Here is a 4,530-nt window from a genome sequence, read left to right as displayed (position 1 = left end):
GAAAGACGTGATGAAGGAAATGCTCTTCATCAGGAAACTCTTCATTTACCAGCGCTCCTTGTGGACGCCCTCGTTTTTGTTCCATGCGGGAATTTATATTATGTTCGGCTGGTCGGTTCTTCTGGTGATCGCCGCATTCTGGCATCCTGCTCCGCTCGTAATCTTCGTTGATATCGTCGGTATCGTCGGTTTCGCCTTTTCTCTGGCGGGAGCGCTCATGTTGTTGTACCGCCGTCTGACTAACAAGGCGTTGCAGGTATACACCACGTTTGCTGAATATTTCAATCTGGTACTCGTTCTTCTGGTACTCACTTCGGGTGTGTATGTATGGACCGCGTATGTGAATCCCATCGTGCTGGCGCACGGTGTTTTGACGCTCGGATTTGAGCAAATGCCGTTCGCGGTTGCCGCCCACCTGGTTCTTCTAGGCATCATGCTGCTTTATATCCCCCTGAGCAAAATGGGGCATTACGCAGGTAAATTCTTCTCGTTCAGGTCGGTGCTGTGGGACAACGCGCCGAACACACCTGGAAGCAAGGTCGATCGGGACGTTCGTGCCTCCGCTGCGCAGCCGGCGACGTCTCAGTGGTCTGCGCCGCATACTCGTCCCGTCTCGTCGGATGAATCGGAGGGCTGATACATGTCTGTTTCCACGAAAAACCTGAGGGCGAGCGCTATCGCCGAAGATGTCGATGTGCTTTCGCCCGTTGACGATCTGGCTGCGTTGCCCGCCCCTTACGACACGAATGGGTTGGAGCCTGCCTTCAAGGTGCCCAAAGAAGAATGGGCCAAAACCCGTTGCGCCTCGCTCGACGGCTTCATCGCGCTCGATACGCTCAAGCGCCCGGAAACCAAGGAGGAGGAAGACGAATTCGTTCGCAAGTTTCTGGCGGGGCTTGAGAAGCTGTTTCAGGATGCGAACAAGAACGCACTTCAGCCGCTCAAGCTGACGATGGAGTTCTGCGCCAAGTGCAACACGTGTTCCGAGGCGTGCCATATATACCAGGGAAGCAATGGCGACGAGATATACCGTCCCAGCTACCGCGCTGACGTGCTGCGCCGCATGTACAAGAAGTACTTTACGCCCAGCGGTAAGCTGCTCGGCGGCATCGTGGGCGCCGACGTGGAGGTGAACTGGGAGAGCATCGCGCGATTGGGTGAGCTTGCCTATCGCTGCAATCTGTGTCGCCGCTGCGCGCAGACATGCCCCATGGGCCTGGACAATGGCTTGGTGGCACGCGAGATCCGCAAGCTGTTCAGCCAGGAGCTGGGTATTGCGCCTACGCCCGTTCATGCGAAGGGCACTGAACTGCAGCTCAAAGTGGGTTCGACGACGGGCCTGACCCGTCTGGCGCTGCTCGATACGATTGAGTTCATCGAGGAGGACATCGAGGAGCGCACGGGCCGCAAGATAAAGTTCCCCATCGACAAACAGGGTGCCGACGTGCTGCTGCTGCATAATGCTGGCGAGTTCATCGCCTGGCCGGAGAACCCGGCGGCGTTCGCCATTCTGCTTGACGAGGCGGGTGTCGACTGGACACTCAGCTCGGAGCTTATGGGGTACGACGGCGTGAACTACGGCGCGTGGTACGACGACGTTCAGACCAAGAAGATCGCGCTCGCTCAGTTCGAGGTTGCGAAGAAGCTGGGCGTGAGACGCATCATGGTGGGAGAGTGCGGGCACGCTCACAAGGCCATCGCCGTGAGCGCCGACCGCATGGCGGCAAGTGAGGACCGCGTTCCGGTCGAGAGCTTCCTTCCCATGATGGCGGATCTGGTGAAAACGGGCAAACTGAAGTTCGATCCGAAGAAGAACGACTTCCCCGTCACGCTGCATGATCCGTGCAACGTGGTGCGCCAGATGGGCATCGTGCAGCCGCAGCGCGACATCCTGAAGGTCATAGCGCCGCAGTTCCGCGAGATGACGCCTCACGGTGTGGACAACTTCTGCTGCGGCGGCGGAAGTGGGTTCGCCATCATGAATTCGTACAATTTCGGTGACTTCCGCGACAAGGTGAGCGCCCGCAAGAAGTTCGAGCAGATCATCAACGCGTTCGGTGACGAGTTCTCGAACCCCAACGTGGTGAAGTACGTGTGTGCTCCCTGCTCGAACTGCAAGGGAACCATTCGTGACTTGTTGAAGGTGTACAAGACCACGGCTACCTATAACGTGCAGTACGGCGGATTGGTAGATCTCATGGTCAACGGGCTGGCCAGCATGGACAAGCCTTATTTGGAGTTCTTGGAAGATTAAAGGATTGCCTTACGGGCGATGGAAGGCGCTGCGCAAGCGTGCCGCCCTCGCCCGTGGTCGTGTTCCCCTAGGTCAAGGAGCCGGTTGTGCATTGTATTGTCGTGGGTTTGAATATTAAGGGAACGCCGGTTGAATTACTGGAAAAGTTGAGCGTACACCATTCCCAGCTCAAAGGCAGCAATCAGAAGCTGCGAGCGGCTATAGGCGCGCGCGGCATGGTCATTCTGAGCACGTGCAATCGGCTGGAATACTACGCCACGTGCGACGATGTCGATGCTGGATTGAACGCCATTCGCAGCTATCTGGCATCGCGCTATGCCACTTGCACCGACGCGTCGCGGGCCTCGCTCGACGACTTCGTGTACTCCTACGCCGACGACATGGCCATACAGCATCTGTTCGACGTTGCGACAGGGCTCGACTCGCTGATCGTAGGCGAAGCGGAGATCCTAGGCCAAGTTTCGCGCGCTTATAACGCCGCCGGCGAAGCGGAATCCACTGACAAGTTGATGAACGTGTGGTTTCAGCGAGCGCTTCACCTGGGTAAGAAGGTTCGGACGGACACCTCGCTGGGGCGACACCCTGTCTCCGTCGGGCGCATTGCCGTCGATCTCGCCGTGAAGGAGTTCGGCAGTCCCGTCGATAAGCAGGTGTTGATCCTTGGTGCGGGCGAAGTGTGCGAGCTGACGATGAAATACCTGGTGGCCTACGACTTCCCGGTGGTCATGGTGGCGAACCGCTCGTTTGAGAAGGCGAGCGTCCTGGCGGATGAGCATGGGTTTGAAGCCTATGCGCTCGATGCCCTCGACACGTGTCTGCAGAAGGCCGACATGGTTTTTTCCGCAACGTCCTCGAAGCGGTTCATGGTCGATCGTGCGATGGTCGACCGCGCGATGGCGCTTCGGCCGGATCGCCCCATGGTGTTCGTGGACATGGCCATGCCGCGCGACATCGATCCCGCCGTCGCAGACGTAGAAGGCGTGAGTGTCCACAACATCAGCGAGCTTCGTGACGTGATCGACCGCAACCGCGCCGAGCGCGCCCTGGCCGCGAAGGTCGTGCAGCGGATGATCGAAGACGAAGTGGTCGATTTCCGCACATGGATGCAATCGCTGCAGCTAGTTCCCGTCATTGCGGCGTTCAGGAAATATGCCGACGATGTGAAGGAATCGCGGCTCGAGGCGGCGCTTGAGAAGCTGCCCAACCTGACGCCGTCCCAGATCCATACGGTGAGCGTGCTGGCCACGACGATCACCAACCAGCTTGTGCGCAACCCTATCGAGTCACTGCATGCGCGAGTGGGTACGACGCAGGCGTTCGACTACGCCGTTGCGCTGCAGGAGCTGTTCGGCCTCGAGTTGGAAGAAGCTTCTCGGGGCAGGGATGCCGTTGGATCCACTCGGGAAAGGCAGGCTATGTGATGGATGCTGTAAGGATCGGAACACGCAAGAGCGAGCTTGCCATGTGGCAGGCCCGTTGGGTTCAAAGCCGTCTCCAAGAGTGCTACCCCGCTATGCGGGTCGAGCTGGTGCCTCTCGATACGCAGGGTGACAAGAAACTTGACGTGCCTCTGCCCTCGGTGGCAGACAAAGGCTTCTTCACCGCTGAGATCGAGCAAGATCTGTACGAGCGGCGCATCGACATTGCCGTCCATAGCCTGAAGGATCTGCCGACGGAATTGCCCGAGGGATTGGCCGTGGGCGCTTACTGCGAGCGCGCCGACGCGCATGATGCGTTTTTGGGGAAGGGCGGCATCGCATTCGCCGATCTGCCGGAAAACGCCTGCATCGGCACATCGAGTTTGCGCAGGGCGGCCCAGTTGAGGCGAATGCGTCCCGACCTGGTGTGCGTCGATATCCGCGGCAACTTGAACACCCGTTGGCGCAAGCTGCAGGAAGACGACCGCATGGCAGGCATCGTGTTGGCCGCTGCCGGGGTGCTGAGGCTGGGCTGGTCCGATCGTATTTCGAGCCTGCTGCCCTACGATTCGATGCTTCCTGCGCCTGGGCAGGGCATCATCGCCGTCGAATGCCTTGTTGGCAGGAGCGACGTCGAAGAGGTCCTGAGCGCTGTGAATCATGTTCCCAGTGAGCGCGCAGCGCGGGCGGAGCGAACCTTTCAGGCTTGCCTGGAGGGCGGGTGTCAGACGCCTATCGGTGCCATAGCCGACTGCGCGGGCGATGTGGTGAAACTTGACGCAGGCGTGTTCAGCCTGGACGGCACTCAGGCGGTGCGGGTGCGTGTTCAGGGGGAATCGGCTGAGGATGTAGGTAGGC

4 protein-coding genes are annotated in these 4,530 nt (G+C 59.2%); all 4 read left to right on the top strand.

Annotated features, from left to right (window positions below; genetic code table 11):
- Positions 1–637, top strand: a 637-nt coding sequence (locus tag RR842_RS12080) for a respiratory nitrate reductase subunit gamma (RefSeq protein WP_332729889.1), incomplete at its 5' end; no start/stop codon positions are given.
- A gap of 3 nt (positions 638–640) precedes the next feature.
- Positions 641–2,254 (top strand): (Fe-S)-binding protein, encoded by a 1,614-nt coding sequence (locus RR842_RS12075; RefSeq protein ID WP_332513951.1) that lies wholly within the window; start codon positions 641–643, stop codon positions 2,252–2,254.
- Positions 2,255–2,340: 86 nt separating this feature from the next.
- A complete protein-coding gene (hemA, locus tag RR842_RS12070) occupies positions 2,341–3,675 on the top strand; it encodes a glutamyl-tRNA reductase (protein WP_332513953.1) in 1,335 nt (444 codons plus the stop codon).
- Positions 3,675–4,530, top strand: an 856-nt coding sequence (hemC, locus tag RR842_RS12065) for a hydroxymethylbilane synthase (RefSeq protein ID WP_332729888.1), incomplete at its 3' end; no start/stop codon positions are given. The genes hemA and hemC, both read left to right, overlap by 1 nt.

It is taken from the genome of Gordonibacter sp. (assembly GCF_036667095.1).
Lineage (GTDB): Bacteria > Actinomycetota > Coriobacteriia > Coriobacteriales > Eggerthellaceae > Gordonibacter.
Note: the sequence above shows the minus strand (reverse complement) of the source record. Positions and strands in the feature narration are given on the sequence as shown.